General features: G+C 42.0%; 21 protein-coding genes. 15 read left to right on the forward strand and 6 right to left on the reverse strand.

What is annotated here, in order from left to right:
• The first annotated feature begins 1 nt into the window (after position 1).
• The 3 genes from NST85_RS02725 (at position 2) to NST85_RS02735 (ending at position 3,393) form a co-directional block, all read left to right on the forward strand.
• Positions 2-1,093 (forward strand): DUF58 domain-containing protein, encoded by a 1,092-nt coding sequence (locus tag NST85_RS02725; protein ID WP_341188477.1) that lies wholly within the window; start codon positions 2-4, stop codon positions 1,091-1,093.
• Between the two features lie 143 nt (positions 1,094-1,236).
• Complete coding sequence (locus tag NST85_RS02730; protein ID WP_341188478.1) at positions 1,237-1,821, forward strand: acyltransferase; 585 nt, start codon at positions 1,237-1,239, stop codon at positions 1,819-1,821.
• Between the two features lie 216 nt (positions 1,822-2,037).
• Positions 2,038-3,393: a DUF4129 domain-containing protein gene (locus tag NST85_RS02735; protein ID WP_341188479.1), complete on the forward strand. Its 1,356-nt coding sequence runs from the start codon at positions 2,038-2,040 to the stop codon at positions 3,391-3,393.
• A 49-nt stretch (positions 3,394-3,442) separates the two neighbouring features.
• Here the strand turns inward: NST85_RS02735 and NST85_RS02740 are convergent, their stop codons facing one another.
• The gene (locus NST85_RS02740; RefSeq protein ID WP_127193032.1) at positions 3,443-4,759 is read right to left on the reverse strand and encodes a hemolysin family protein; all 1,317 of its coding nucleotides are present in this window, start codon (positions 4,757-4,759) and stop codon (positions 3,443-3,445) included.
• A gap of 155 nt (positions 4,760-4,914) precedes the next feature.
• Complete coding sequence (locus NST85_RS02745) at positions 4,915-5,583, reverse strand: DUF2628 domain-containing protein (RefSeq protein ID WP_341188480.1); 669 nt, start codon at positions 5,581-5,583, stop codon at positions 4,915-4,917.
• Positions 5,584-5,784: 201 nt separating this feature from the next.
• Here NST85_RS02745 and NST85_RS02750 point away from each other — a divergent pair, with 201 nt between their 5' ends.
• The 8 genes from NST85_RS02750 to NST85_RS02785 all read left to right on the forward strand — a co-directional run bounded on the left by NST85_RS02750 (position 5,785) and on the right by NST85_RS02785 (position 16,606).
• Entirely contained in the window at positions 5,785-6,786 is a 1,002-nt protein-coding gene (locus NST85_RS02750) for a LacI family DNA-binding transcriptional regulator (RefSeq protein ID WP_341188481.1), read from the forward strand.
• A gap of 35 nt (positions 6,787-6,821) precedes the next feature.
• Positions 6,822-8,561, forward strand: coding sequence for a glycoside hydrolase family 13 protein (locus NST85_RS02755; protein ID WP_341188482.1), 1,740 nt, complete (start codon positions 6,822-6,824; stop codon positions 8,559-8,561).
• A gap of 13 nt (positions 8,562-8,574) precedes the next feature.
• Complete coding sequence (locus tag NST85_RS02760) at positions 8,575-9,843, forward strand: extracellular solute-binding protein (protein WP_341188483.1); 1,269 nt, start codon at positions 8,575-8,577, stop codon at positions 9,841-9,843.
• A gap of 63 nt (positions 9,844-9,906) precedes the next feature.
• Positions 9,907-10,776, forward strand: coding sequence for a carbohydrate ABC transporter permease (locus tag NST85_RS02765; RefSeq protein ID WP_341188484.1), 870 nt, complete (start codon positions 9,907-9,909; stop codon positions 10,774-10,776).
• A 12-nt stretch (positions 10,777-10,788) separates the two neighbouring features.
• Complete coding sequence (locus NST85_RS02770) at positions 10,789-11,616, forward strand: carbohydrate ABC transporter permease (RefSeq protein WP_341188485.1); 828 nt, start codon at positions 10,789-10,791, stop codon at positions 11,614-11,616.
• A gap of 175 nt (positions 11,617-11,791) precedes the next feature.
• A complete protein-coding gene (locus NST85_RS02775; RefSeq protein WP_341188486.1) occupies positions 11,792-13,828 on the forward strand; it encodes an amylo-alpha-1,6-glucosidase in 2,037 nt (678 codons plus the stop codon).
• Between the two features lie 53 nt (positions 13,829-13,881).
• On the forward strand, positions 13,882-15,843 hold the full coding sequence (gene pulA, locus NST85_RS02780) for a type I pullulanase (protein ID WP_341188487.1): 1,962 nt from the start codon (positions 13,882-13,884) through the stop codon (positions 15,841-15,843).
• Between the two features lie 172 nt (positions 15,844-16,015).
• Positions 16,016-16,606, forward strand: a complete 591-nt coding sequence (locus NST85_RS02785; RefSeq protein ID WP_341188488.1) for an LOG family protein — start codon at positions 16,016-16,018, stop codon at positions 16,604-16,606.
• Between the two features lie 77 nt (positions 16,607-16,683).
• Here the strand turns inward: NST85_RS02785 and NST85_RS02790 are convergent, their stop codons facing one another.
• From NST85_RS02790 to NST85_RS02800, 3 genes are all read right to left on the reverse strand, one after another.
• Positions 16,684-19,002 carry a glycoside hydrolase family 65 protein gene (locus tag NST85_RS02790; protein WP_341188489.1) on the reverse strand — a complete coding sequence of 773 codons (2,319 nt, stop codon included), beginning with the start codon at positions 19,000-19,002 and terminating at the stop codon, positions 16,684-16,686.
• A gap of 74 nt (positions 19,003-19,076) precedes the next feature.
• A complete protein-coding gene (gene pgmB, locus NST85_RS02795; RefSeq protein WP_341188490.1) occupies positions 19,077-19,745 on the reverse strand; it encodes a beta-phosphoglucomutase in 669 nt (222 codons plus the stop codon).
• Positions 19,746-19,835: 90 nt separating this feature from the next.
• Positions 19,836-20,870: a LacI family DNA-binding transcriptional regulator gene (locus NST85_RS02800; protein ID WP_127189974.1), complete on the reverse strand. Its 1,035-nt coding sequence runs from the start codon at positions 20,868-20,870 to the stop codon at positions 19,836-19,838.
• A gap of 360 nt (positions 20,871-21,230) precedes the next feature.
• On the opposite strand from NST85_RS02800, the gene NST85_RS02805 reads away from it, so the two are divergent.
• Together NST85_RS02805 and NST85_RS02810 are read left to right on the forward strand one after the other, a co-directional pair.
• Complete coding sequence (locus NST85_RS02805; RefSeq protein ID WP_127190364.1) at positions 21,231-21,458, forward strand: DNA-binding protein; 228 nt, start codon at positions 21,231-21,233, stop codon at positions 21,456-21,458.
• 75 nt (positions 21,459-21,533) lie between these two features.
• Positions 21,534-21,770, forward strand: coding sequence for a DUF6953 family protein (locus NST85_RS02810; protein ID WP_341188491.1), 237 nt, complete (start codon positions 21,534-21,536; stop codon positions 21,768-21,770).
• A gap of 80 nt (positions 21,771-21,850) precedes the next feature.
• On the opposite strand, the gene NST85_RS02815 is transcribed toward NST85_RS02810, so the two are convergent.
• Positions 21,851-23,596 carry an alpha-glycosidase gene (locus NST85_RS02815; RefSeq protein WP_341188492.1) on the reverse strand — a complete coding sequence of 582 codons (1,746 nt, stop codon included), beginning with the start codon at positions 23,594-23,596 and terminating at the stop codon, positions 21,851-21,853.
• Positions 23,597-23,931: 335 nt separating this feature from the next.
• Between NST85_RS02815 and NST85_RS02820 the strand changes: the two genes are divergently transcribed.
• Together NST85_RS02820 and NST85_RS02825 are read left to right on the forward strand one after the other, a co-directional pair.
• Entirely contained in the window at positions 23,932-24,180 is a 249-nt protein-coding gene (locus tag NST85_RS02820) for a hypothetical protein (protein WP_341188493.1), read from the forward strand.
• Positions 24,180-25,502 (forward strand): sugar ABC transporter substrate-binding protein, encoded by a 1,323-nt coding sequence (locus NST85_RS02825; protein WP_341188494.1) that lies wholly within the window; start codon positions 24,180-24,182, stop codon positions 25,500-25,502. The genes NST85_RS02820 and NST85_RS02825 overlap by 1 nt, the downstream gene beginning before the upstream one ends.
• The last annotated feature ends 71 nt before the right edge of the window (positions 25,503-25,573 follow it).

Consider the following 25,573-nt stretch of genomic DNA (forward strand, 5'->3'; position numbering starts at 1 on the left):
AATGCAATTGACTTGGTTCATAATCAGCGTCGGCTTTATTGTATTTATTTTATCCCTAGTTTATAACTCCTGGGCTTTGAAGGGTGTTAAATATTCGCGCTATTTCTCCAAGGAGGCAGTGTTTGAGGGTGAGCGCATCGATATGATCGAAGTGATCACAAATGAGAAACTGCTACCGCTACCTTGGCTGCGTTTGGAATCAAGTATGGCAAGTGGACTGATATTTGGAGCCCAAGGCAATTTGGATATATATTCGGGGGAGACCCTACAGAATCATATTAGTTTGTTCTATCTCCGTCCGTATCGTCAAATCACTAGACGACACCAAATTACATGTAGCCGCAGGGGGTTATACCGCTTAGATTCGGTAACCATGACTACTGGTGATCCTCTCGGTATGGGGGGGAATGTAAAGAAGTTTCCTCTTGCATTAGAACTGTTAGTCTACCCTAAAGTCATTCATTTGGATGAGTTACCGCTCCCAAATCATAGTTGGATCGGGCAGATTGCTGTGCGGAGATGGATTATTGAGGATCCTTTTCTTACATCCGGTGTGACTGAATATCGTCCCGGCGATCGCTTAGGGTCGATCAATTGGCAAGCAACGGCTCGTACGGGGACCATGCAAGTACATAAGAGGGATTACAGTGCCGACCATCGACTTATGATCTGTTTGAATATAGAGGTTAGCGATTCGATGTGGAAAGCGGTGACCGAGCCAGAGCGGATTGAGCTAGGAATTACTTATGCAGCTGCAATTGCTGCGTATGCTTTGCGTAGTGGGATGGAGACAGGATTTTTATGTAATGCGCGGCTTGTGGATGGCCCCAAAATCCCTATTCGCAACGAGCCTCAAGCAGTTATTGATCAGTTGGATCTGCTGCTAGAAGTCATGGCAAGAATCGTCCTAGATAGATCTGTTTCGATGATTCGTTTGCTTGAACAAGAGATTGAAGCGGGAATTACAGGTACAGATTATTTGATTATCACCTGCCATCAAGGCGATAAACTTCGGGCAACTGTGGAGCAATTGCAAAACAGAGGAAATGGGATCGAATGGATGGATATTCCCGAGCTGGCAAGTGTGATGTAAGGAATTCCTGTGAGGAATGAAGCTAAGACTTTAACCCGGGCCAAGTTATTCGGGATAGAGTCTTTTTTACGTTTGATTACTAAAATCACTAAGACATGAATATAACAACAATACTAACTCTAATGCGAGGAGACGGTGTAACTATGAATGTATATGTTCATCCATCCGCCATTGTTGATCAGGGAGCTCAGATCGGTGAAGGTACGGAAATATGGCATTTTACACATGTTTCATCATCAGCTATTATTGGAAGCCAATGTAGTTTGGGACAAAACGTATACATCGATAATCATGTAACACTCGGAAATGGTGTTAAAATTCAAAATAATGTGTCCGTATATGAAGGAGTCATTTTACAGGATGACGTTTTTTGCGGGTCAAGTATGGTATTCACTAATGAACTTAGTCCTCGTTCAGCCTTTCCGCACGACAAGAGTATCGAATATAAGAAGACAGTGGTCGAACGTGGAGCCACCATTGGGGCGAATGCAACGATTATCTGCGGAGTGACGATCGGAGAATGGGCATTCGTAGCACCAGGTGCAATAATTAAACGCGATATTCCTCCTTATTCGCTTTATGCGGGGTCTCCAGCTAGACAGATGGGCTGGATTTGCATGTGTGGGGTTAATTTAGCTTTTCGAGGGGGGCAAGCAAAATGTAGGGATTGTGACAGAGAGTACCGCTTGGAACAAGATAGGGTGACGATAACGAAACAATATAGTTAATTTCAAGCTGTAACGGTTTTATTTATAAATTGGGGCTGGACTAGGGTAGTTACCTTATTCGGTCTCTTTGTTGTCCGTCTGAATGCTAGAATCAGCTTTATTCTATAATTATTCTATTCAGCAGTTATTCGTTATTTGTGTAGAGTATGCTATGATCGAGCTATTGATGGACGTAGAATTGGAAGATACATACCCCACTATGAGAGGGAGTTTATCGTGAATAGTGATACCTCCGTTTATATAAATAGATCATTTAGGCTCTGGTTATCTTGTTTGATGGAGATTAGTTTGTGTCTGCCGCTTTGGATAATGGTTTCCGTCTATTTGCTGCCTGCTGGACCGATAAATATCATTTGGATTAGCGGATTGTTACTGTTCTCGTTCGTAGGTGTGATGCTGCGACGATATCTACAGGTGATGTGGAAAAGGTTAGGCGCCGCTGTCTTGTTAGGCCTCTTATTTGGCATTTTGGTTGTAAATGGATCATGGATCATGCTGGTTTGGTTTTGTTTCTCTGGGGCATTTTGTGCTTTGCAGGGAATGACCGCTTCAGCACGCCTTCACGATCATAGACTATACGGGTGGGGTATTATTTTATATTTGGTCTCCAGTATCTTTTTTCCCCGTATTGAGGTATTACAGATCTGGTGGCCTCTATTAACTTGGACGGGAGTAGCTACTCTCGTACTAACACTATTTATTACGAATGTAGGGCATTTGCGCTCTAGTACACTTTCGGACGAAACAACACCGAATCTCCCAGATGGTTTACGTCGTCATAACCGTATTTATATGGCTGTAATTGTTATAGTGGCGGCGTTGCTTGCGGCGGGTGCTGGGAAATGGATCAGCAGTACGTTATGGAGATTAGTCAAGGCGGTTGTAGGTTGGTTAACAAGAGAATCTCCTGTGGAGCCTGTGCAGGTTCCAGAAGAAGAAGCACCTCCTGTTATGGAGCCATTTCTACCTCAGGAAGTGAGTTCTCCAGGGCTACTATCAGAGATTCTGAATATAATGGCATACGTTATTGGTGCGCTGATCGTGGCTGGTTTAGTGGCATTACTGGTTTACTGGTTATACAAAAATGTAGGTGGATTCTGGCGAAAGAGTATAGATTCTCTGCTAGGTTTACTGAGGCGCCGCGGACGGGATGAATCCAGCACTTCGTATCATGATGATGAAAAAAATATTTTCTCTTGGGAAAGTGTTTCTAAAAGGTTAAGGGATATACGTATTCCCTTCACTCGAATAGGAAGAAGTAATGAACGCTGGGAGGACATGGGCGACAATAAGGAACGTGTCCATTATTTGTATCGCCGTTTAGTACGCTCGGAACTAGGAGTGGGATATGAACCGAGGCCCGGCCTGACTCCCTTGGAACAGGAAAGAGAATTTAAGAAATGGTTGGATCATGGCGAAGCAGGGGAGGCATCCACTCAAGCGAAGGCTAAGCGAGGAAAGGTGCGACCATCTACTGAACCGTTAGTTAACTTATATTATAGAGTTCGTTACGGAGAAGAGCGACCAGATGATGCGGAGATAGCAGCTATTAGAGACAAGTTGAAATTATAACGTTTAAGAACATAAAAACCTCAATCCGTTTATGGATTGAGGTTTTGCTTTATACAGATTCTTCAGAAATATTCTTGATAATTTCAAGTTTACGGAAACGATGAGGTTCTCTCTCTAGTAATATAAAGGTCAACTCTTGGTGCTGCAGGGTTTCACCTTCGCCCATCTCAGGGTGTGTCCCATATAACCAGCCGCCAATGGTGTCGATATCTTCGGAGTTTAGATCGCAGTGTAGTAAGTCATTGATTTGGTTAATCGTTACTTTACCATCAACGATTAGATGATGCTCGTTGATCTGCTGAACCGGTTGCTCTTCTTCATGGTCAAACTCGTCACGAATTTCCCCAACGATTTCTTCTAGAATATCCTCAATAGTTACAAGTCCAGCTGTTCCACCGTATTCGTCAATCAGAATGGCGATATGCGTACCTTCACGCTGCATTCTTTTCAATAATTGGTCAACAGGTGTAACCTCGGAGACGCCCATCACAGGTTGTAGGATAGAAGAGACCTCTAGATCCGGGTTATCCTCATAGGCGAGGAAAAATTTCTTTGTATTGATTGTACCTATTACATTGTCTTTGCTTCCAGAGACGACAGGGAACCTGGTATATTGTTGTTCTTTGATGATTTCCAGATTCTCTTCTCTTGTTTTGTCTGTATATAAGCACACCATGTCAGTGCGCGGAACCATAATTTCTTTGGCGAGCATATTGTCGAAGGCAAAGATACGATTAACATAACCGTATTCAGTTAAGTTAATATTCCCGCTTTCGAAACTCTCGTTAATAATGATTTGGAGCTCTTCCTCAGAGTGGGCTTCTTCTTGTTCAGAAGCAGGCTTAACGCCGATTAGCCGCACAAGTTGATTAGCCGATCCGTTTAGTGCCCAGATGAACGGGCGCATGATTTTTGTGAAAAGGATGAGCGGTTTTGCTGTAATCAGAGCTACATTTTCCGCCTTGCGAATGGCGATTGTTTTTGGGGCTAATTCCCCCACAACGACATGAAGGTAAGTGATAATAACAAACGCGATAATAAAAGATAGAACTCCAACTAATGCTTCTGGTACATGGATCCTTTCGAATACTGGGTGCATGATTTTTTCCACCGTAGGCTCCCCTAGCCAACCTAACGCGAGAGCTGTAATGGTAATCCCCAATTGGCAAGCTGATAAATACCCGTCTAAGTTTGATGTTACTTGCTTGACGGACAACGCATTTTTGCGTCCCTCGGCAATTAATTGATCTACTCTACTGCTTCGAACACGAACGATCGCAAACTCCACTGCTACGAAAAACGCCGTAAGTCCGATAAGTACTACGATCAAAACCAAGTTTAATACCAAAAGCCTGTCACTTTCCATTCTGAACATCTTCTCCTTTTTTCTTTTAAAATATAGAATAATGCAAATATAATATTATTATATATGATGATCTAGGGTAAAGCTAATTAATACGATAGCCTGAGTAGAGGTATTTCATAACATTTCTTATGTATATGTATTAAATGGTGACTGAATTATTTGAGTGGAAAGTCCTGATTAATTTGATTATACATATGTAGAAAACTATAGAGTCCGTAGACGAATGCAATAAGAATGGGAAGAACAGCAAGTGCGATTGGGATGTACAAGCTTGTTTCACCTGCTAGTACTATCTTCGCATCTGCGGTCTCTGTATCATTACGATAGCGCTCTTGTATTGCATTAATTTTACGACGTGCATGATGTAGATATATCGTGTTAGCAACAACAGTAAGGCCAATCTTTATCACGAGGTTAGTAAGAAGCATGACGATTACCATTGCAGCCGAGAAAGAAAATCTCGGGAAAAGAGAACCAACGATGTTAAGGATCAATGCTTCGGATATTAAGTAAATGAGTAGATACAGGTACATACCTCGGTACAGCATCCAGTAACCGCCAAATAGAAAGGCAGCCCAATTCCAGCGGCTGTTGTCTCTACATTTACGAGAATACACTTCCGCTCGTGAACCTACAAAGAGTTTCAGTTCTTCTGCAAAGTCTCGGGTATTAGACTCATGTTGAATCTCACCGTTATGTTCCGTTGGCCGGAGAAAGGCCGGAATATTGGCTTCAACATCTTGGCGGGGTTTTACGATTGCCCCACATTTTACGCAAAATTTATCTTCTTCATTAATGATCGTGCCACAGTTATAGCAGTACATGATGACCTCCATCTGATTTGATCTAGGGATGTTATAAATTGGTACTAAAGATCTATTTTAATTATAAAGGATAGATTGGCGATTGAGAATAATTTCATGCGGCCAATTGATAGTGACTCCCTAACATATTTCATGATTGCAATGTAAGATAACTTTGGATATAATAAAAATGCAACCGGTTGCATTGAAAGGAGTTAAGACATGGCAAGGATGACAATTCAACAAATTGCTGATTTGGCAGGTGTGAATAAGGCAACGGTATCTCGAGTGATTAACGGAAATAGTAACATTTCTGAGAAAACGCGGCTAAGAGTCGAAGAAATCATGAAGAAACATAATTATGTTCCTAATTCAATCGCACGTGGACTGGCGTTTAACAAGACATTTACGGTGGGTTTCTGTTTTGATTATACGGATAAGCAGGCCTATGCTAACCCATTCTTTTACAAGGTATTGCAGGGGATTGAAGAAATCGTGTATAACCATGATTATTTGTTTCTGATGATGAGTGACCATGATAACAAGAAGCGCCAGTCTACCTTTGAGCGCATAGTTGTCGAACACCGTGTGGATGGTCTGATCATCCCTAATACGTTGTTAAATGAGCAAAACTATGAGTTGCTCGTTAAACATAATATGCCCTTTGTAGTTACAGGGGAAAATATGCTGCCAAAGGAGGGAGTACAGTGGGTTGATATCGATAATGTCCAGGCAGGTCAAATTCTAAGTGATCGTCTTATTGAATTAGGCCATCGCAACATTATGATCTATGCAGGAGCGGCGGCTGTGAAGCGAGATAAGTTTATTGCTGATCGTATTAAGGGTTATACAAATACCATGATGAGAAGTAAATTAAACGTCACAGTGATTGAGAACGCCGATGTATTGAAAACGCTTAACCGAAATCGTCTAGAAGATGAACACAATGATAACAGACACTATCCTGATGCTTTAATCTGTTGTACGCATGAGCAACTATTTGAAATTTTAGATTGGGAGTACGGAAATCCTATTTTGTCAGAGCTTACCTTGGCAACATTCGACAATTTTCCAATGTCCCAATATATGAAGTACCCTGTTCATTTTGTTGAGATTGATCTTGAGATGATGGGAAGACAAGCAGCACAAATGCTGTTCTCTTTGATGAATAAAGATGAGGGCATCCCAAAATCTATATCCATTCTGACCAAAATCGGAAATTAACTATACCATACTACGCTAACGAGGTAAAAACTAAGATGATGACAAACTATTATCATGACCCTGCTATAGACACAACATTGATCACTCTGGGTGAGCTTGAAGTACACCTTAGACTTCCGAAGGAGAGCTGCAAAGTCCAACTTTTGTTCTGGAACAAATATAAACTGGATCAATATGGAGTTAAGGTACAACCAATGACGTTGTGGGCCGAGTCAGGGGACTTCAGGTACTACCGTACGGTATTGACGGGTATGGAATCACGCATTCGATATCTTCAATATAAATTTGAATATGAAAAGGAAGGAGAAATTCTTTGGTTAAATGCCGAAGGGATACAGAAAATGAATGTGCCCCATGAGATGAAGGGAAGCTACTCATATTCTTATGCCGGAGACAGAGATATGGTAAGTTCTCCAGACTGGATCACAAGCCGGGTATGGTATCAAGTGTTCCCTGAACGGTTTGGTAACGGTGATGCCAGCAATGACCCTGTGAATACAGAATCATGGGGAACCGCACCAACGAGAGATAATTACATGGGAGGGGATATAAAGGGGATTATTGACCGTTTAGATTACTTGAATAATTTAGGAATTAATAGCATCTATTTAAATCCATTATTCACAGCTACCTCAAATCACAAATACGATACGGTTAATTATTTTGAAATCGATCCTCAGTTTGGAACGGTTGAAGATTTGAAAAAACTTGTTGGTCAATGTCATGACCGAGACATCAAAGTGGTCTTGGATCTCGTGATTAACCATTGCGGATTCTATCATCCATATTTCCAGGATGTTGTTCAACTAGGAGAGGCTTCAGAATACAAGGACTGGTTCTATATTAATCAATTTCCGATTGTACGAAGTGAAGAACATTATGACTCCGTAGGATATTACCAATGGATGCCTAAACTACGGACATCGAATCCCTTTGTTAAGCAGTATATCTTCGATATCGTCTCTTTTTGGCAGAAAGAAACCGATATTGATGGCTGGAGAATCGATGTCGCAGATGAGGTGGAAATCAGCTTCTTGCGGGAGCTGAAAACCTATGTTAAGAAGTTAAATCCCAACGCTATTATTATTGCAGAAATATGGGACGATGCCAAGAGACTAATGGTTTCTGGTGGAGTCGACAGTGTGATGAACTACGATTTGCGGACGATCTTATTTGACTATGTTCTGGATCGTTCCATAACACTGGAACAATTTCATGCCCGTCTGGTACGGCTGGCACACCGTTATTCATTAGCTGAGCTCCATCAAATGTTCAATTTACTGGGTAGCCATGACACAGAACGTATTCTGACGAGATGCCAAGAGAATGAACAAGACTTGTCCCTATTATTAGCAATTCAGTTCATATTCCCAGGGAATCCTACTATTTATTATGGAGACGAGATTGGGATGACGGGCGAGAACGATCCTGGTTGTCGCGGGTGCATGCCATGGGACAACCTCTCCATTAAGGGAGCTATGTTCAAACAATGGCAGACATGGATCCAGCGAAAAACAACAAATTCAGTTCTACAGCACGGAGCATTGGAGTTAAGGTACGTTCCAGACTCAGAATGTTATGTTATTCGACGTTATGATAATGCTGGGGAAGTGGTTCTATTGATCAATTTCTCCAAAGCTGCATTGAATCTTTCAACAGTTCTTACCCAATTCAATCTGGATGAGCACAGTTCTGTATATAATTCGATGGTTGATGGTAATCGACCAGAAGAAATTGATCCGAGACAATATATTTTATTCCAATCTGCGAAGTAAAGGAGTACAACATATGTTAAAAAAACGGAACATCCTACCCCTTGTGCTGTTGTCACTAATTCTGGTGTTATCCGCTTGTAGTTCAGGTTCTAACGGCGGAGGAACCTCTAGTTCACAGGGTAAAACAGTGACATTGACCTTTTGGCATCATTACAGCACGGCATCCCCGGAGGAAAAGATCTTAACAGAGGAGCTAATCCCTAAATTTGAGGCTGAGAATCCTGAAATTAAAGTGAAGGCAATCGCCTTCCCTTGGGACGAATTGCATAAGAAGCTTCAGATTGGTGGTAGTGGTGGCGACATGCCAGATATCGCGCGCTTGGATATCATCTGGGTACCAGAGTTTCAAAAACGTGATTTGTTAGAACCACTAGATCAATTTACAGAGTTTGATCAAATTGCTAGTGGCTTGTTAGAAGGACCATTATCAACAGGTAAAGTGGGCGATCATTACTACGGCCTACCGCTAAATACAAATACCAAAGTATTGTTCTGGAATAAGGATATGCTCAATCAGAGTGGTATCGAACAAGCTCCAGAAACAACAGATCAATTCTTGGATGCGCTTGCTAAGCTTAAGACGAAGTATGCTAAGAGTTGGGGATTTGGTGAGCCGGCACTTCAAGGGTGGAATGTATTGCCGTGGATTTGGAGTAACGGTGGGGATATCCTCTCACCTGATTACACAACAGCAGAAGGTTATTTTAACGGACCGGAGTCTGTAGATATTATTACTAAATTGAAAGCGGCTTATAAAGGCGATCAGTTAGCGGGCTTCAAACCTGGGGATGTTCCGGTAACGGAGGGTCACGCAGGAGGAAGCTACGCTATGATGGCAGAAGGACCATGGGCAGTAGCCCAATTTCAGTCGCAGTTTCCAGATTTCACAGCACAAATGACTTCTTTTCCGAAAGGATCTGCTGGCTCGATTCAAGTGTTAGGTGGCGAAGATCTAGGCATTTTTAGTAAGGATAAGAAGGAAGAATCGTGGAAGTTTGTTCAATTTATGGTATCGGAATCTGCACAAGTAGCGATGGGCAAAATCGGTCAAATCCCAGTTAATCTTGCAGCGATGGATCATGCAGAAATAAAGGCTATTGATTATTATGCACCCTTCCTAGAGCAGCTTAAGACATCCAAGGCTCGTCCAACAGTAGAAGCATGGCCGCAAATTGATGGTGTATTAAGCGATACAATGAGTAGCATTTTTATGACAGATAGTGATGTCAAAGCGGAGTTAGACGCTGCAGTAATCAAGATTGATAATTTATTGAAGCAATAATTACATCATTGGGAGGGGCGTCTTGTACTTAAAGAGACGCTTTCTCCATTAAGGAGTCGTGTCATGCGCAAAAAGGACGGGGCGGCCGGATATTTGTTTTTTATTCCCGGTTTTTTGTTCTTTTCACTGTTTATCCTCTACCCGTTAATTCGTAATTTTGTATATAGCTTCTATGATTTTCGGTTGACGGATCTGAGCCAGCTTACTTTTATTGGATTTGATAACTATAAGAACGTATTTCAGGATCAGGTTTTTTGGACTTCTCTCAAAAATATTATCATCTATGGGCTCATATCCGTGCCTGGGCAGATGATATTGGGATTCTTTGTTGCATATGCATTGCAAAAAAATCGATTCGGTACAAAAACGTTTAGGGTTCTCTATTTTTTGCCGGTAATTACGTCATGGGTTGTTGCTTCTCTCATTTTTAAATTTGTGTTTACTGATCAGGGATTTTTGAATTATTTCATTATGGAGAAGCTTCATTTAACTAATAATACGATCAGTTGGTTAAGTGAACCCAGCAAGGCTATGCTTGTCATCGGGTTCTTGGGAATATGGAAGGGTGTAGGCTGGGTGATGGTCATTTACATGGCTGCGCTTCAAGGAGTACCCCAGGAGCAATATGAAGCAGCTTCGTTGGATGGCTGTAATACCTTACAACGGATTTGGTACATCACATTGCCTTCGATCCGTAGTACTACATTTTTTATTCAAATGATGCTCATTATCGGAGCGTTTAACGTGTTCACTTCAATCTACTTAATTACGAATGGCGGACCGCTGCACCAGACAGAGGTAATGCTGACATGGATGTATCAGAAAGCATTCACCGAGTATGATCTCGGATATGCTTCCGCGTTATCCTATGTATTTGCGATCATTATTGCCTGCTTAACATTGATACAGTTCCGTCTGAACAAACAGGAATAGGGAGGCGAACTCATGCGCTCGCTTTGGAAATCTATATTGACATATACCCTGCTCATCGCAGGTGGGCTCATATCCGTTTACCCGTTAGTCTATATGTTATTGACCGCACTGAAGCCGATGACACTGCTGTTCGAGTTTCCACCGCGGTTCTTACCTTCGGAGATGACTTGGTCCAATTTCAGGGATGCTTGGGTGAGTCAGAATTTTGCGCTCTATTTGTTCAACAGCTTGTTAGTAACACTAGGGAGCTTTGCACTCATCTTTCTCTTTTCTTCTATGCTAGCATTTGCTTATTCAAGGTTTCATTTTAAAGGAAAGGGGTTAAGCTTTGCCATTCTAATGAGTGGTCTGGTCATTCCGAGCTTAACATTGCTTATACCGCAATTTATGTTAATCCGTCAGTTGGGGATGTTCGATTCCAGATGGGGATTGGTTGTCGTTTATGTAGCAGGTGCAATACCATTTACAACCTTCTTACTAAAAGGCTTTTTTGATTCTATATCCCGTGATATTGATGAGTCAGTAGAAATGGAGGGAGGCAATGCTTGGACTTTGTTCTCAGCTGTCATTATCCCGCTCTCTAAACCAGCCTTTGTACCAGCTACGATATTCAACGCACTTACTATATGGGAAGAGTTCCCTTGGGCATTAACGATTATCAACGATCCTATGAAACGGACACTCCCTGTTGCGCTTGCTAATTTCCAAGGTCAATATACAACTCAATGGGGAATCGTATTTGCTGGCTCTTTAATTGCAATTGTACCTATTATGTTATTGTTCCTTTTATTGCAGCGTTACTTTATTGCCGGAATTACCGCAGGAGCGATTAAAGGATAGTTTAATAAGTAATCCCCTTTCCTAATTGCAAAATAGTGTAGTTATATCAAGATTGTGCAAACGATTGACCAAACTAAAATAACGATGATATAATGCAGCACATATAAGCAAGGTAAGCGGTTTATTAACCGTTTAGCGGTGGATCGTTTCTCATGTTGTGAAGGGGGAGTTTCGTGTGAATAGACCTTATGTCTTGGGACGTAGTGCATGGCGAAATATTCAAGAGGGCAACGAACGGGAGTGGCTAATCGGGAACGGAATTGGAGGTTATGCTAACCATTCTGTTCCGGGTGGCGGATATCGGATGTCACACGGTTATTTAGTGACTTCTACGAAGGCACCAGTGAATCGCCTGCTGGTATTTACTAGGACACAGGAGCAACTGGAGATTGGCGGTAAAGGTTATGATCTGACTTCCCAGCAGTATGTCAATTGGGAGAAGAATGGACAGCGACATTTGAAGCAGTTCAAGTTAGACATTGTGCCGGAATATCACTATCAAGTAGAGGATGTTAGGATTCGCAAAACAGTTTCAGTGGAATACGGGCATAATACGGTTGTTGTTTGTTATGAGGTGTCCGGGGGTAGTGAACCTACTCAATTTAAAATAGTGCCTCTCTTCAATCATCGCTCACCAGGTGATGTCTCCGAGAAGGGGGGCTTACGTTTTCGTACAGAGTTGTCCGCAAATGTGCTGAAGCTTATTCCACAGGACAATCCTGACATAACAATTTCCTTCATGTCATCTGCAGGTCAATATCTGGACCGTTCGACGTTACCAGTGACGATGGCTACACCTAATTATGTATATGAAGAAAACCATTACTATGCTTTTGAGAACCGCAATGGCTTTCTTGGTGTGGATAATCATTATACTCCCTATGAAATTAACATAACGCTAGAACCCTTTGAACAGAAATCCTTCTATGTAAAATGTTCAATTGAGCCACTTGATGATAGGGACGGGTTTACAATCGTCCGTGAATACAGACAAAGGATGGCGGATCTCGTTAGCAAAGCTGGTTATAATGACCGATTGGCGGATCGACTGGTAGAAGCAGGAGATCATTTTATTGTGGACCGCGAATCGACTGGTCTCAAGACGATACTGGCTGGTTATCCATGGTTTACCGATTGGGGACGAGATACGATGATCGCACTTCAGGGCCTAACGTTATCCACTAAACGTTTTGATGAAGCACGTGAGATTCTTGAATCCTTTTCTAAGTATCTTCGGAATGGGCTCATTCCCAATATGTTCCCTGATGATGGACAAGAACCGCTTTATAATACGGTCGATGCCTCACTGTGGTATTTCCACTCTGTCTATGAATATTTGAGATATACCGGTGGGGAAGAAGACTACAAATTCATAGAGCAAGTTATTTATCCCAAGTTGAAGGAAATTATTACAGCATATAGTAACGGTACTGACTTCTCCATTGGGATGGATAAGGATGGGCTTATTCATGCTGGTGGTGGATTAGATCAGGTAACCTGGATGGATGTCCGTGTCGGAGATTGGGTTGTTACACCCCGGCACGGTAAACCTGTCGAGATCAATGCGTTATGGTATAACTCATTACGAATTATGGCTGAGCTATCGGAACGTTTTGGGGAATCCTCACCATATGATGAACTATCTCACATCGTTTATGAATCCTTCAATAAGCGTTTCTGGAATGAGGATAAGGGATGTTTGTTCGACGTAGTAGATGTTGACCTCGGTAATGGTGTGCAGATTAACGACGATGCGATTCGCCCGAATCAAATTTGGGCGGTGTCATTGCCTTTCAGCATGCTGCCAGAGGCAAGGGCTAAAGCAGTTGTAGCAACGGTGTACAAACATTTGTACACACCTTATGGTCTGCGCTCGCTATCATCTGAAGACCCCGCTTATAAAGCCCAGTATATTGGTAAACTCATCGACCGTGATGCTGCTTATCACATGGGGACTGTATGGGCTTTCCCGTTGGGTGCTTTCATTACGGCTTATTGTAAAGTAAACAACTACACGGCGGAGGCTATAGCAGTGGCGAAGGAGATGTGTGAGGTATTTGAGGATCATATGCAGGATGGTGGCCTTGGGGGAATTGCTGAGATTTTTGACGGAGACTTTACTTGCACAGGAAGAGGTTGTTTCACTCAGGCATGGAGTGTGGGTGAAATTCTGCGGGCATATACCGAGGATGTTTTACCGAACATGAAATAAGGAATGAATCACCTCGTAGCAGTGCTTATTTTAAGACGATTGGAGTGAATCATATGTCAGTACAGAAGGAAATCGATATCGTGATAGATTATGGAGATCTTGCGGTGACGAATGGCGTTTCTGTTTTTGACCCGAAGTTTGATGAGATGTTCTACTATGACGGTGATGATTTGGGGGCAACCTATACCCCCGAGGAGACCAAGTTTCGATTATGGGCGCCTACTGCTTCGGAGGCTTATGTTGTATGCTACGAATCTTGGGATGGAGAGCCTGTAAGTGTATTGCCGATGGCACGTGATGTACAAGGGACGTGGATTTTGAGCGTCTCTGGCGATATCAAGAATAGCTATTATACGTATCGTGTCAAAGTGGGAGACCAGCTGAATGAAGCAGCTGACCCCTATGCTAAGGTAGTAGGGGTTAACGGTGACAGGGGCGTCGTGCTCGATTTACGAAGTACAGACCCAACACGCTGGACAGAAGATAAACCATCATTCTCCGGAGTAGCTGTAGATGCCATAATCTATGAACTTCATGTTCGGGATTTATCGATTCATCCCCGTAGTGGTATTACCCATAAGGGGAAGTACTTGGGGTTAGCGGAGAAGGGAACTCTCGGACCTGAGGGTATTTCAACCGGAATAGATCATATCGTGGATTTAGGAGTAACCCATGTACAATTATTACCCATCTACGATTATGCCACCGAAAGTGTTGATGAGACAAAGCTGGATCAGCCGCACTACAACTGGGGATACGACCCGAAAAACTACAATGTCCCTGAGGGTTCATATGCGACCGACCCGTACTCTCCTTCCATTAGGATCAACGAATTGAAACAGAGTATCCAGGCGCTACATGACCGTGGACTAAGAGTAACTATGGATGTAGTATATAACCACGTATATGATGGTTATCTAGTTAATTTCACGAAATTGGTTCCAGGATATTATTTGCGCTATCGGCCAGATGGCACGTTCTCGGATGGTGCTTCTTGTGGCAATGAGTGTGCTTCAGAACGTCGTATGGTGTCAAAATTTATTGTTGATTCCGTCATCCATTGGGCACGTGAATATCATATCGACGCATTCCGCTTTGACTTAATGGGCTTGCTCGACATCAATACAATGAATGAAGTTAGGCGACGCTTAGATGAGTTGGATCCCTCTATAATCATGATTGCTGAAGGTTGGATGATGGATACGGTACTACCTGAGGCTCTGAGGGCAAATCAGAGAAATGCTTCGCAGATTCCCGAAATTGGACAATTTAATGATGATTATCGCGATGCGATCAAAGGCGATATATTTATATCAAGAAGTAAAGGGTTTGTTAGTGGTGGAGCAGGATTAGAGGATAGTATTCGACGGGGGATTGTTGGAGGCATAAATTATGGGGGGAATCTGCGGCAATTTGCGGATGAACCTACACAAACCGTGAATTATGTGGAATGTCATGACAATCATACCTTATGGGATAAAATTGTGTTGACCACTGAAGGTGAATCCGAGGAACAGCGTCGTAGCATGCATCGCCTTGCTTCGGCTATTATACTAACAAGTCAAGGCATCCCCTTTATCCATGCGGGGCAGGAGTTTATGCGCAGTAAGAACGGGGTTGAGAATAGCTATAAATCCTCTGAAGTTATTAACGCTTTGGACTGGGAACGTTGTGCGGCCCATCAGATAGATGTGGAATATATGCGTAGCCTTATTCAATTACGTAAAGCTCATCCCGCCTTTTCTCTCCGTAAAGCGCAGGAAATTCGTGAGCATCTCATTTTTGAGAATGCACCAAGTCATACTGTAGCCTACACACTTCGAAACCACGCAGGAGGAGACCCTGACCTTCATCTGTACGTACTTTATAACGCTAATCGCCATCTTACTATACTTGACCTGCCTAATCTTGGGCGCTGGAAGGTACGGTATGGTGGGGAATTTGTGAGTGCCCTAGAATACAATAAGCTAAAGGTTCAAGGGATCGGGATGGTCGTTCTCGCTGTGACATCATAGCAGCCGGTTGAAGACCCAGCTCCCGAATAAATACAGCCGGATCTACTTACCTGTAGCTTCCGGTTGTATTTTTTGTATTTGAGTAGAGGGTTACATTACATTTTACAAAAATACAGTATAATTATAATTGTCTTTTGCTATACATATAGATACCTGAGTTGGAGGCGATAATATGAAAACAATTTGTGTCTTTTCAGGGTCCAACATGGGATCTGATGAGGCTTACAGACTAGCAGCAATTGAGCTCGGCGGGTATATGGCACGGCAGAATTATCGTTTAGTATACGGTGGATCAAGGATGGGCCTTATGGGGGTGACAGCCAATGAGGTTATGTCTTGTGGTGGTGAAGTAATTGGAGTGATGCCAACCGGACTATTTGCCGGTGAGGTGGTGCACAGGGAAGTGACAGAGCTGATTGAGGTAGATGGCATGCATTCGCGTAAAGCTAAGATGGCGGAGCTTGCTGACGGATTTATTGCCTTACCCGGTGGTTTTGGAACCTATGAAGAATTGTTCGAGGTACTATGTTGGTCGCAAATCGGCATTCATCAGAAACCGGTTGGTGTGCTGAACGTCAAAGGTTACTTTGATCCACTACTTAAGATGATTCACACTAGCATTACTGAAGGTTTTGTCAAGCCCACGCACTTAAGTTTGCTTAATGTCGCTGAACATGCGGAAGAACTGATACATCAGATGGAGACTTACACTCCACAGCAACTGGAGAATAAGTGGAGTAATCAACCTATTGGATCCAACTAGTCCTTGAAAAAAACAATAAATAAGAGCAGTTCCCTGATCATATACTTAAGATCGGGAACTGCTCTTTATTTATTTTTTTAGATCGTAACCGCTGAACGTAGTACTTGAACTTCTCCAAGTCTACTTACTGTGTAGCTTTGATCGTAAACCTTGATGGAGACCGAAGTTTCCGTTTCATTTGTTACGGTAACATTGTTGTCAGTAACGTTCACTTTGAGACGAGAACCACGGAACATAACTTTGAACGAGAACGAGTTCCAGTGGGATGGAATGAATGGATGTAGAATCAACTCGCCATCCTTCACACGCAATCCACCAAAGCCCTGAACGATAGACATCCATGTTCCCGCCATACTTGTAATATGGCAGCCATCCTCTGTATCGTTATTATAGTTATCGAGGTCGAGTCTGGCCGTACGCAGATACATTTCATATGCTTTATCTTGATAGCCAAGCTCGCAGGCAAGGATAACATGTAGACAAGGTGACAGGGATGATTCATGAACGGTCAATGGCTCATAGAAGTCGAAGTTACGTTTCTTAGTCTCCAGGTCGTAACGATCACCAAGGAAATAGAGACCTTGTAGTACATCGGCTTGTTTAATGTAGCAAGAGCGCAAAATGCGATCCCATGACCAGTTCTGGTTGATTGGTAAGTGCTCAGGGGCCAGGTCCTTCACGGGTATAAGTTCTTTATCCAAGAAGCCATCTTGTTGTAAGAACACCTGACGTTCCTCATCATAAGGATAGTACATATTATCTATAATCGTTTTCCATTGCTTCATTTCTTCATCTTGCAGTTTTAGCTTATCAGCCAATTCGAGATAATGGACTTCCTCGTTTGCTTTGAGGTAACTTATTACTTCCAATGTGTACTCTAGCGTCCAAACGGCAATTCGGTTAGTGTACCAGTTATTGTTGACATTGTTCTCATACTCGTTTGGTCCGGTAACGCCAAGAATTACGTATTTCCCCTTAGCAGTTGAGTAGTTAACACGTTGTTCCCAGAAACGAGAGATTTCCACGAGAACCTCTAGACCGTATTGCCCTAGGTAGGATTTGTCACCAGTATAGTTAACGTAGTTATAGATTGCGTAAGCGATCGCACCATTCCGATGGATTTCTTCAAATGTGATTTCCCACTCATTATGGCATTCTTCGCCGTTCATCGTGACCATCGGGAAAAGGGCACCTTTAGTGAATCCAAGCTTTCTAGCGTTTTCCTTCGCCTTCTCCAAGTGTTTATAACGGTATATGAGTAGGTTACGAGCAATATCTGATTCCGCCGTACTGAGATAGAATGGGACGCAATATGCCTCAGTATCCCAGTAAGTGCTTCCGCCGTATTTCTCACCCGTGAAGCCTTTAGGTCCGATATTTAAACGGTCGTCTTCCCCGCTGTAGGTTTGATTCAATTGAAAAATGTTAAAGCGCACCGCTTGTTGTGCCGAGACATCTCCTTCAATGATAATGTCGCTGCCTTTCCATTTCTCATTCCATGCTACCGCTTGTTCAGCAAGCAACGCTTCAAATCCAGCTGCTTTTGCAGCTAGAAGCGAATTTTTCCCGGCCGGAACTAGTTCACCAAGCCCATAGTTACGGGAAGTAACGTTGGCTACATATTTGTACAGGGTTAAAGGGATACCTTGTTCCGCATGTACAGTGAATTCACTGGCTACATATTTCTCGCGTTCGGTTAGCGAAGGTTCAATATCTAACTTCTCATCACTCTTATAAACGTCAAAGGCCATGATGGAGGTGATATGAAAGTCCAGCTTTTTAGTCTTTAAGGTAAGGTAGGAAAGATCACTAGCGGCTGATTTTTCTACTTCAAGCCAGAATTTTTCCTCATAGTTGGAGTCCTTGTTCTGAACGTCGCCGTCAAGATAAGGGACAACCGTAATGGAACCTGAAAAATTGAGTGGAGTTACCTGATAACGAATCGCTCCAATTTCGTGACGTGTGATGCTGACGAAACGGATAGTTTTCACTTCAATTTCTTTACCGTCCTCAAGCGTGGCTACAAAGCTACGGGACAAGTATCCTTCTTTCATGTTTAATTCACGAACGAAGTCTTTAACATTGCATTTTGCCAAATCTAAAGCCGTTCCCTCGATGAATACATTAATACCAATCCAGTTCGTGCTGTTCAACACTTTGGCAAAGTATTCAGGATAACCATTCTTCCACCAGCCAACACGGGTTTTGTCGGGATAGTATACTCCAGCCATGTAGCTACCTTGTAAGGAGGCACCGCTATATTGCTCTTCGAAATTAGCTCGTTGCCCCATGAATCCGTTACCAATACTAAAGATACTTTCGGATATCTCATGCGTTGTCGGATCAAAAGAATCTTCAATAATTGACCATTCATCCAGTTTTAAATATTGTTTCACGTTAATCGGCTCCTTTAAGTCATCATACTGATGATATTATATGGTGAATAGCGAAAACTACTGCCTAGTGATATCTACATGCAGGAGTCTGTTGTTAGTTCTTGCAGACGGTCTACCGACATGTTTTGGAGTGAGGGGATCACGAAATCAGCACTGCCAAGAGTCTGTGGTGATCCAATACCCACACAAGCCATACCAGCGCGACGTGCGGCCTCAATTCCCGCCTCAGCATCTTCAAAGACGACACATTGCTCTGGAAGAACACCTAATTCAGCAGCTCCAAGTATAAACACCTCTGGATCGGGTTTGGCACTCGCCGTTCGAGTCCCATCAATAATCACGTCGAAATATGGAGTAAGGCCTGTATTATTTAGGATCGTCATTGCATTTTTGCTGGCGGATCCTAAGGCAATCTTTAGGCCATGATCGCGGCATTCTTTAACAAACTCCAGCGCACCGGATAAGATTTCTGAATGATCCATCGTCGAGATGGACTGGAAATACCATTCGTTTTTACGAGTTGCAAGCTCATTTTTGACGGATTCGTCCAAGCTAAGCCCACCGATACTCAATAAAATGTCTAGTGAGGCCATACGACTAACACCTTTTAGCTTCTCGTTATCTTGTTCAGTAAATTCAAATCCTAGTTCATTTGCTAATCGTTGCCAAGCTAGATAGTGATATTTAGCGGTATCAACTAAGACACCATCTAAATCGAATAAACAAGCTTTAATGGGGGACATATAACTTTCTCCTCTCAATAGCGCAAACGTTTGAACAAAGTGTAAAAAATAAAAGAAGCAGAATGCTTCATTTATTTTTGTGCTTATTACTTAGTGCTTCGGTACAGAGTACATAGACGAATCGCGAACAATTAAGCGATGAGGAATGATCTGTCGCTTTTGGTAAGATGCATCGTTACTGTTCTGAATAGACTGGATCAAGACCTGGGAAGCGGTATAACCTAAGTTATATATCCCGATATCTATACTACTCAGTGGTGGTGTTGATAATTCCGTTAAAGGAATGTTATTGAAGCTAACTAGACATAAATCCTCAGGAACTTTGTAATTGAGCTCATTTAATCCACGTAAAACACCGAAGGCAACGACATCGTCGATCAGCACAATGGATGTGGGACGATCAGGGAGATTCATGAAGAATGACATGGCTCGGTAGCCGCTTTCCTGAAGGAACTCACCTTCCACAATCCATTCTTGTTTCGACTCGAGTCCGGCATCATGAAGTGCGTCTAAGTAGCCCTTGAGTCGATCCTTGGATACAACAAGATGTGGTGGTCCACTGACGAATCCAATTCGCTCATGTCCCAAAGAGATTAGGTGTTTCGTGGCATCATAAGAAGCCTGTACGTTATTGTTATCTACCGATAAAATGTCGGGATATTGTTCACTGCGTCCGATCAAGACGAAATTATGTCCATTGTCATGTAAAAAATCGATAACTGGATCGTCTTTGCGCGAATAAAGTAGAATCACTCCATCAACCCGACGTCCATTCAGAAGCCTAGATACTCCATCAACTTCTTCTTTCTCATTAGAACCTGAACTGATCAACACATCGTATCCCAGACGACTAGCTTGTGTCACAATACCACGAATCAACTCCATGAAGAAAAAGTTAGAGAATAACTCCTCGGCTGATTTCGGTAACATGATACAAATACTATTCGTTGTTTTGGAAACTAGGCTCTTGGCCATGATGTTAGGGTGATAACCCATCTCTTCCATAATAAGTTTTACTTTTCTTGAAGTTTCGGTACTGATTCTAGGGTGATTGGATAGTACCCGGGACACGGTAGAAGGTGATACTCCAGCCCTTTTGGCAACATCCTTTATGGTTACAGCCATAATAAAACTCCTCTGTGGAACCGTTTGCTTTTACATTGTAATTTTAATCTAAAGGTAATAGATTGTAAATAGATATTCCCAGTGAAAGTGTGACCTAAGAATGAACTAACCCTAATCATGTCTATATATGTGAATATTAACCTGGTAAATATGAATGATATAGGTTTTTTTGGGTATGTCCAGGAATTGTATCTGATATTTTTGCAATAAAATAAATTAGAGCTGGATTATGGTTTGAGCAAACGTTTTACATAAAGGGAGGATTGAAAGAGATTTCTCTAATTGGCTCAAATTTTGTGCATTCATGGTATAATGAAGGATCTAGTTAAAAAGAATGATTTAAGAAAGGGTTTATTATATATGCTTGCATTTGAGGATTGGAATCAAAAGGCGAAGAAAACTTTTAATGCGACAAGTAATGAAGTTGTATTAACGGTTACGGAAGCAGGGGAATCTTTAGGTCTAACTAAGGATCAAATGAAAGTTTATGTGGATAAAAACAAACTAACTAAAGTTCCAATCATGAGAAATGTCCATAGGTATCTATTGTTGAAGAGTGAAATAGATAAGATCGTTAGCAACATGTAGACTGGTTTTTATTACAACGCCTATCTGTATATTGTGTTGTTCACAACATAAGCCGATATAGTAGGGAGGATTTTAGTGGAGTATACAGAGAATGACGTTGCCGAATGGATGGTAAATGAAATCAAGTTTAAAGGAATCCTTAGTCAAAGTGATGCCATAGCCTATGTCAAGTCACATTTCGGGGATGAGTTTGTTTTTGTGAATGAGAAGGGACATTCATCACTTTCCAAAGAAGTAAAGAAGGCGTTTCGTAAATTGCACGCTGGGAAGATTGCCTGGGATAGAGATGGGTTTTTCTGGGCGTGGACCTAATAGGTATCAAATAAAATAAGCAGGTGCCTAAGTAGTATATAATAGGCACCTGCTTATTTCGGTTGGTATTGGTATCTTTCCTACTTGATTGCCGTTAGTATAGCATATCCATAGGCTGGAAGGTGGACTGATAATGTGTTACCCTTCGCCTCTATAGTGATGTCGTTGTTGGTATTTAACCACATGCATTGCTCCACTACTAGCTCTATCGTCTGAGCGGAATTATCGTTATTGAGCAGTACGAGTACTGTTTCATCACCAATCTGGCGCTTGAAGGCTAACTTTGTAGCGGATTCTTCAGCCAACAAAAACTGGAGCGAACCTGTTCGTAGTGCAGGAAGTTCCTTGCGCAGAGAAATTAGTCGTTGGTAGAAATTAAATAAGTCGCGATCTTGTAACGTTTCATCCCATTCCATACATTTTCGGCTATCCGGATCTTGTCCACCGTCGAGGCCGATTTCACTACCGTAGTAGATACAAGGCGTTCCGCTATAAGTAAATAATAACACGGAAGCCAATTTCATTTTATTCTTGTTCCCCTCACAAACAGTTAGCAGACGTGGAGTATCATGACTATCGAGTAGGTTGAATGCAACTTCACTTGCCTGCTGCGGATAACGCGATAACTGTTTGCCGATAGCATGGGCGAAGCCTTGAGCGTCTAAGGTTCCATTTGCGATAAAATCTAGTACGGCATCGGTAAAAGGATAGTTCATGACTGCATCAAATTGATCTCCTTGCAACCAATTGGATGACTCATTCCAAACCTCCCCAAGAATATATGCCTCAGGGTTAGCTTGCTTCACAACTTTACGGAACTCCCGCCAAAATTGATGATCGACCTCATTCGCTACATCTAGTCTCCAACCGTCGATTCCGACTTCTTTAATCCAAAAATGTGCAACTTGCAGCAGGTAGTCCCGTACCTCTGGATTACCAGTATTTAGTTTAGGCATTATCGGATCAAAAGAAAAAGTGTCATAGGTTGGAATCCCATCAACCACATTTAGAGGGAACTTATGTATGTGAAACCAATCCTTATAATCGGAATGTTCTCCCTTATCAAGTACATCAACGAATGGCGCGAACTTTTTACCTGAATGATTGAACACCGCGTCGAGTAGAATGCGAATTCCCCGCTCATGACAAGCGATAACAAGTTGTTTCATGGTCTCTACATCACCAAAATGTGGATCGATTGTCATGTAATCGGTAGTGTCATATTTATGGTTGGTCGTTGCTGTGAATACAGGCGTGAAATAAATAGCTGTAATGCCGAGTTCGCTTAAGTGATCCAAGTGATGGATAACTCCTTGCAGATCACCTCCAAAGAAATTGTCACGCTCAGGTTTACCACCCCAGGGAAGAACACCTGCAGGATCGTTTTGGGGGTCTCCATTGGCGAAGCGTTCCGGGAAAATTTGATAAAAGGTGGCATCTTTAACCCAATCTGGCACTATAAATATATCGGACGGGTTAAGGTAGGGATATTCAAATAAACGATTGGGGGTAGTTGGGTGTGTAATAGTGAACTCATCCTCGGACATCCAGTGTTGTTCGTGTCCAGATTGCAACAAAAATCCATATTTCAAACGGCGAAATGGAGGTTTCACCGAACATTCCCAATAATCGAACATTTCATCGCATATTAGCTTCTTCATAGGAATCAATTCATTTGTTTGCTCCCATGCATATTTGTCACCTATGTAAGCAAATACCTCAGAAAGATCATTCTTCTTGGAACGTAACCGAAGATGAATGGTCTCACGATCATAGGCGTAACACCAGTTTAATCTAGGACGATGATAAATTGCTTCTAGTAGCATTGAGTAATTCCTCCTATATACTTTTGATAATCAAAAAAGATACAAATAGGCCGAAGAACTACAGCCGAAGATGTACCTTTCGCTAAGAATCTCCTATAGTTCGTATGTGATTAGGAGATAGTAACCTATGTAATATCCAATATAGCTCAGGAGTATAACACTGTTCAAACCGTTGTACAAGATGACAACATATTTTTTTGCACATAATATTTAAGGAATTAATAGGAATAAATAATCCTAATAAAGTGTTGATTTATAAGGGGAAACATAGGAGTTATCAACAAAAAGTGAGTTATTTTTTTCATTAAATAAAGATAAAATGCGATAAAGTGAGTATGTTGGAGATATCCAAAGATAAGTGGGCAAAAGAACATAAAAACGATATGTGCAAACGTTTTTACAAAGATGGATCTGTGTTGTATGATGTTCCCAAGGATAAAGCGCTTTCTATCCTGAAAACTGGTCTTGTCTCAGGTTTTTTAAGAGAGATTAAGGTAATACGGGGGACATCTTCAGAATTTATGGTATCGTTTGCGCAATTTCTTGGTGGTCATGATGTATACATTTTAGGAGGGGTTATTTAATGAAACTTAAAAAGCTACTAGTTCTAGTTGCTGCAATGTCTTTGATGCTGTCTATCACAGCTTGCGGTTCGAAGAACAACACTGCTAACGGTGGCAACAATGTTCCAGCACCAACTACTGAAAATACACCTGAGAATACTACAGAGCCAGCACCAGCTGACACGGCGCTTGTGCCTGAAGAAGGCGCAGAATTGTTAATTTGGGATAGTAAAGACGAAATAAAATTCACGAATGAAATTGTGAAACGCTTTGAAGAGAAGTATGGTGTTAAGGTGAAAATTGAAGAAGTTGCCCCTACAGACCAAGTAGGTAGATTGACAACAGATGGTCCTTCCGGACTTGCAGCTGACGTAATTATTACTCCGCATGATAAGATGGGTGAAGCTGCGAATTCAGGTTTAGTTTTAGCTAATGATGTGTTCGCAGAAGAAACAACAAAGAACAATACGGAAGCTTCTATTATAGCATCCACATATGATGGTGTGTTATACGGTTATCCGAGAGCAGCTGAAACCTATGCATTGTTCTATAACAAGTCACTTGTGCCAACTCCTCCGACCTCCTTCGAAGAAGTCATTGAGTTCGCAAAAACGTTTAATGATGTTAAGAAAAAGAAATACGCTTTGATGTGGGAAGCAGGTAATATGTATTACAACTATCCGTTTATCGCAACTGGTGGAGGATACCTCTTCGGTGACAATGGTACCAACAAAGATGATATTGGTGTTGCTAAAGATGGCGCAATTGAAGGCCTGAAGGTTTTCCAAAGCTTGAATGCAATTCTTCCAATCAAGGCTGGCGATATTAACGCAGATATCAAACGTGGTTTGTTCGGTACTGGCGATATAGCTATGGATATCAACGGTCCTTGGGAAGTTGCTGGTTACAAAGAAGTTTTAGGCGATAACTTAGCAATAGCACCAATTCCAACGATTAATGGGAAGACAGCTATTTCATTCTCAGGTATGAAAATTTACGTTGTTAACTCGTTTACGAAATATCCAAATGCTTCTAAATTGTTTGCAGAATTCGCATCGTCGAAGGAAGCCCAACTTCTCTTGAACGAAACAGTTGGTTCAGTTCCTACTAACTTGGAAGCTCTAGAGTCAGATCAAATTTTAAATGATCCAATCGTATCCGGATTTGCAGTTCAAGCTGCTAATTCTCAACCAATGCCTTCTATTCCGGAAATAGGTAACACATGGTCTCCGATGGGAGCAGCTTTAACAGAAATATGGAATAACAACGCAGATCCAAAAGCAACGATGGAAAATGCTCTGAAACAAATTACAGATCTGAACAACGGAGTTGCTGCCGAGTAATCAGAGGATAATACTACCCACGTGGAGCTGTTTTTACCCGCGGCCTAAGGGCGGCGGGTAATTCCTCGATT

Origin of the sequence: Paenibacillus sp. FSL K6-2524 (assembly GCF_038005525.1) — a bacterium.
GTDB classification, from domain to species: domain Bacteria; phylum Bacillota; class Bacilli; order Paenibacillales; family Paenibacillaceae; genus Fontibacillus; species Fontibacillus anaericanus.

Excerpts from the sequence above, each read along its gene's own strand:
- NST85_RS02725 (WP_341188477.1), top strand. The coding sequence starts at position 2 with ATGCAATTGACTTGGTTCATAATCAGCGTCGGCTTTATTGTATTTATT.
- NST85_RS02730 (WP_341188478.1), top strand. The coding sequence starts at position 1,237 with ATGAATGTATATGTTCATCCATCCGCCATTGTTGATCAGGGAGCTCAG.
- NST85_RS02740 (WP_127193032.1), bottom strand. The coding sequence starts at position 4,759 with ATGGAAAGTGACAGGCTTTTGGTATTAAACTTGGTTTTGATCGTAGTA.
- NST85_RS02745 (WP_341188480.1), bottom strand. The coding sequence starts at position 5,583 with ATGTACTGCTATAACTGTGGCACGATCATTAATGAAGAAGATAAATTT.
- NST85_RS02750 (WP_341188481.1), top strand. The coding sequence starts at position 5,785 with ATGGCAAGGATGACAATTCAACAAATTGCTGATTTGGCAGGTGTGAAT.
- NST85_RS02755 (WP_341188482.1), top strand. The coding sequence starts at position 6,822 with ATGATGACAAACTATTATCATGACCCTGCTATAGACACAACATTGATC.
- NST85_RS02760 (WP_341188483.1), top strand. The coding sequence starts at position 8,575 with ATGTTAAAAAAACGGAACATCCTACCCCTTGTGCTGTTGTCACTAATT.
- NST85_RS02765 (WP_341188484.1), top strand. The coding sequence starts at position 9,907 with ATGCGCAAAAAGGACGGGGCGGCCGGATATTTGTTTTTTATTCCCGGT.
- NST85_RS02770 (WP_341188485.1), top strand. The coding sequence starts at position 10,789 with ATGCGCTCGCTTTGGAAATCTATATTGACATATACCCTGCTCATCGCA.
- pulA (WP_341188487.1), top strand. The coding sequence starts at position 13,882 with ATGTCAGTACAGAAGGAAATCGATATCGTGATAGATTATGGAGATCTT.
- NST85_RS02785 (WP_341188488.1), top strand. The coding sequence starts at position 16,016 with ATGAAAACAATTTGTGTCTTTTCAGGGTCCAACATGGGATCTGATGAG.
- pgmB (WP_341188490.1), bottom strand. The coding sequence starts at position 19,745 with ATGTCCCCCATTAAAGCTTGTTTATTCGATTTAGATGGTGTCTTAGTT.
- NST85_RS02800 (WP_127189974.1), bottom strand. The coding sequence starts at position 20,870 with ATGGCTGTAACCATAAAGGATGTTGCCAAAAGGGCTGGAGTATCACCT.
- NST85_RS02805 (WP_127190364.1), top strand. The coding sequence starts at position 21,231 with ATGCTTGCATTTGAGGATTGGAATCAAAAGGCGAAGAAAACTTTTAAT.
- NST85_RS02815 (WP_341188492.1), bottom strand. The coding sequence starts at position 23,596 with ATGCTACTAGAAGCAATTTATCATCGTCCTAGATTAAACTGGTGTTAC.
- NST85_RS02820 (WP_341188493.1), top strand. The coding sequence starts at position 23,932 with ATGTTGGAGATATCCAAAGATAAGTGGGCAAAAGAACATAAAAACGAT.
- NST85_RS02825 (WP_341188494.1), top strand. The coding sequence starts at position 24,180 with ATGAAACTTAAAAAGCTACTAGTTCTAGTTGCTGCAATGTCTTTGATG.